3 protein-coding genes are annotated in these 3,421 nt (G+C 62.5%); 1 reads left to right on the top strand and 2 read right to left on the bottom strand.

From position 1 onward, the window contains the following. Positions 1 to 389: 389 nt before the first annotated feature. Entirely contained in the window at positions 390 to 1,427 is a 1,038-nt protein-coding gene (locus ACI38B_RS02785; RefSeq protein WP_439729434.1) for a D-2-hydroxyacid dehydrogenase family protein, read from the top strand. Positions 1,428 to 1,629: 202 nt separating this feature from the next. On the opposite strand, the gene ACI38B_RS02780 is transcribed toward ACI38B_RS02785, so the two are convergent. Together ACI38B_RS02780 and ACI38B_RS02775 are read right to left on the bottom strand one after the other, a co-directional pair. Next, on the bottom strand, positions 1,630 to 2,490 hold the full coding sequence (locus ACI38B_RS02780; protein ID WP_439729441.1) for an ABC transporter ATP-binding protein: 861 nt from the start codon (positions 2,488 to 2,490) through the stop codon (positions 1,630 to 1,632). Position 2,491: 1 nt separating this feature from the next. Beyond that, positions 2,492 to 3,367, bottom strand: coding sequence for an ABC transporter ATP-binding protein (locus ACI38B_RS02775; RefSeq protein WP_439729440.1), 876 nt, complete (start codon positions 3,365 to 3,367; stop codon positions 2,492 to 2,494). Positions 3,368 to 3,421 lie beyond the last annotated feature (54 nt).

The following is a 3,421-nucleotide window of genomic DNA, read 5'->3' as shown; positions in this document are numbered from 1 at the left end:
GATTGTGAGTGACGACTCACAATCAACTACAGTGCGGGGCGGTCGATGCACATTGCCGCACGAACGACTCATTGGTTGTGAGTCGCTACTCACAACCAGGTACGGGACGAGGGAAGCCACCGCATCCGAACACCAACACCAATGCCGCACCACCGGCCACCAACCCCGACACTCCCGACACTCCCGACACCGCGACCCAACCCACAACCAACACTCCCGACACCGCAATCCAACATCACCACCACCAACACCACCGGCACCAACACTCCTGACACCGCAACCCCGCACCGCCAACCTCAACACCACCGGCACCAACACTGCCGGCACAACGCCAACGCATCGAAATGCTCTCGCAACACTGCTGGCACGCGTGCGTCTAAGGTGGAAGCATGAGCGAAACATCAACATCAGCCGCAGCCGACATCCAGCCGATCATCGAAACCCAGCCCGAACGCACTGATCTGCCGCTCGCGGTCATGCCGGTGGTCGTTGCCTCCATGATCCCGTATTTCAAGGAAAACATCAGCCTGTTGCACGACGTGGTGCGCCTGCGCATGTACGGCGATTTCACGCTCGATGAAGACACGATCGTCGAACGCTGCAAGGACGCCGACGCCGTAATGGTCATCGGCTTCCATGTCGCCGATTCGATCTTCAACCGCCTGACCGAAGACGCCCACGTGCGTTGTTTCGCGTTCGGCGGCACGGGCGTCGCGAGCTACATCAACTTGCAGGCGGCACGCGATCGCGGCGTGCGTGTGTGCAACGTCGTGCGTTACGGCGATCATGCGGTCGCCGAGCACGCGTTCGCACTGCTGATGGAACTCGCCCGGCACGTCGGCGATCTCAACCGCCAAGTGCATGCCGGCAGCTGGGAAGGCGCCGACGGTTACGCTTTGCATGGCAAGACGGTCGGATTGGTGGGATTCGGCGGCATCGGCCAGGTGTTCGCCCACATGCTCCAAGGGTTCGGTATGAACGTACTCGTGTGGAATTCGCATCTTGACCAGGACGCTGTCTCGCGGCTCGGAGTCACACCGGTCGATGATATGGGCGATATGTTCGAGCGCTCCGACATCATTTCCCTGCACATGCCGCTGCTCGCAGCCACCAGAGGCATCGTCACCGCGCAATCGCTGGAGCATATCAAGCCCGGAACGTTGTTCATCAACACCGCGCGCGCCGAGGTCATCGAACAGGGTGCGCTTGCCAAGCGTCTGGCCCGCGGGGATGTGAAGGCCGCGTTGGATGTGTTCGAGCATGAGCCGCTTCCCCAAGATGACCCGCTGCGCCGGGTTCCAGACATCATCTTGACCCCGCATGTCGCTTGGCGCAACGAGGAAGCGTATCGCAACCTGACTCGTCAGGTCTTCCAATCGGTCGCCTCGTTCGCCACTGGAAGCGATTTCAACGCCGTGGTCAAATAGTTCACATCGCCATTCCGCGATCGGCTCGTGATTACTGCGCTCCCCTTCTGCTTCTGCCGACGCTCACCCGCGTCTCAGCGTCAGCAGAAGCAGAAATGACGGGAAGCGACTTGCTAGATAGGGTTGTCGGGCGGCACCACCACGATGACAGCAACCATACGGCGGACGACACCATCCAGTGACGACCACGACCGACGCCGCGTCACCATGCGGCGGCATCGATGAGCTGTTTCGTGTAGGCGGATTGCGGATGTGCGAGCAGCTCACCGGTTTCGCCGGCCTCCTCAATCCGCCCGTTGTGAAGCACGACGATCCGATCCGCGATGTGCTGCACGACCCCCATATCGTGGGAGACGATGACCATGGCGGTGCGCGGCCGCTGCCGCCGGATTCTCGAAAACGCTTCCAGAATCTGGACACGCGCGGACACATCGATTGCACTCATCAGCTCGTCGGCAAGCACGATGCGCGGTTCGGCGACTATCGCCCGCGCGATGGCGACGCGCTGCGCCTGCCCGCCTGACATATCGACCGGATACCGCCCGACGAACTCATCCGGATCAAGCCCGACCGTTGTCAACGCCTGGCGGACCGCACCGGCGATATCTTCCGATGCCGCTCGCTGCTCACCATCGCCCGCTCTATGCCCGACTTGTCTTGCAATGAGTCCTTCCGCAATCGATTCGCCGGCGGTCCAACGCGGATCGAGCGAGGTGAACGGGTTTTGGAACACCAGCCCCGATTCATGCCTCAAGCGCATCATGCCCGGCGAACGCACTCCGCTCAAGATTTCACCCCGATACGTGACCGTACCCGAATCGGCCTGTTCCAGGCCGAATGCAATCCGTGTCAGCGTGGTTTTACCGGACCCCGACCCGCCAATCACTGCCAGGCACTCCCCCTCGGAGACATCCAGATCCACGCCGAACAGCACTTGGGTCCGTCGCGAGCGGTGCCCGAAAGACTTGTCAATCCCGCGCACGGACAGCAGCGGGGCACCGCCGTTCGTATCGGCAAGGCCGTCACGCCCCGTCCGCGTTTCAATCGCGGATTGTTCATTCATCTCACGCATGATACCGCCTCCGATCCGCGCTACAAGCGGCACCCGAGCCAGAGCCCGAGCCCGACTGCACGCCGGAACCCTCACCCGAGCGAACACCCGCAGCACCCGAACCCGTGTCCAGTGTCAGCAGCTTCGCGGCACGCACCAACGCGCGTGTCGCCGGCTCCCCGGGATCGCGAAGCAAATCCTCCGTCCCTCCCGTCTCGGCCACACGCCCGCCGTCGATGACGACGCATCGCGTGGTCGCCCGCGACAATACCGCGAAATCATGGGTGATGAACAGCATCGACGCCCCGGCCGATTCGACCAACGAAACGAGCAGATCGATGATGGAACGCTGCACGATCGCATCGAGCGCGGTGGTTGGCTCATCGGCGATAATCAGCCGCGGCGAGGTGATCAACGCCGTGGCGATGCCGACACGCTGCTGTTGGCCGCCGGAGAGCTCATGCGGGTAGGCGCCCGCGAGCCTTCCGGACAGTCCGACCCGTTCCAGCATGGTCATCGCCCTGTCGTGCCGCTCATCGGCGTCCAGATCATAATGCAGGCGCAACGGCAGACAGACCTGTTGTTCAACGGTCAGCACCGGATTGAGCGCCGCTCCGGGGTTCTGGAACACAAGCCCGACATATCGACCGCGCAAATCCGCAAGTTCCGCATCATCCACGGTGTCAATCCGTTTGCCGCCGATGGTCACGTTGCCGTCCACGCACGCGGTTCGAGGCAGCAGCCCGGTCACCGCTTTGACCAGCATGGATTTGCCTGACCCGGATGCCCCGATCAGCCCGACGCGTTCGCCGGCATCGACATGCAGAGACACCCGCTTCAATACGGCATGTCCGCCGATGGTCACATTCAGATCGCGGACATCAAGGATTGCGGGGCGCACGCTACCGGCGGTGTTCGTCGCACGGCTCGCGTCGGCATGACC

This window comes from Bifidobacterium sp., assembly GCF_051876855.1.
Lineage (GTDB): Bacteria > Actinomycetota > Actinomycetes > Actinomycetales > Bifidobacteriaceae > Bifidobacterium.
The sequence above is the reverse complement of the archived record's forward strand: the minus strand, read 5'-3'. Positions and strand labels throughout refer to the sequence as shown.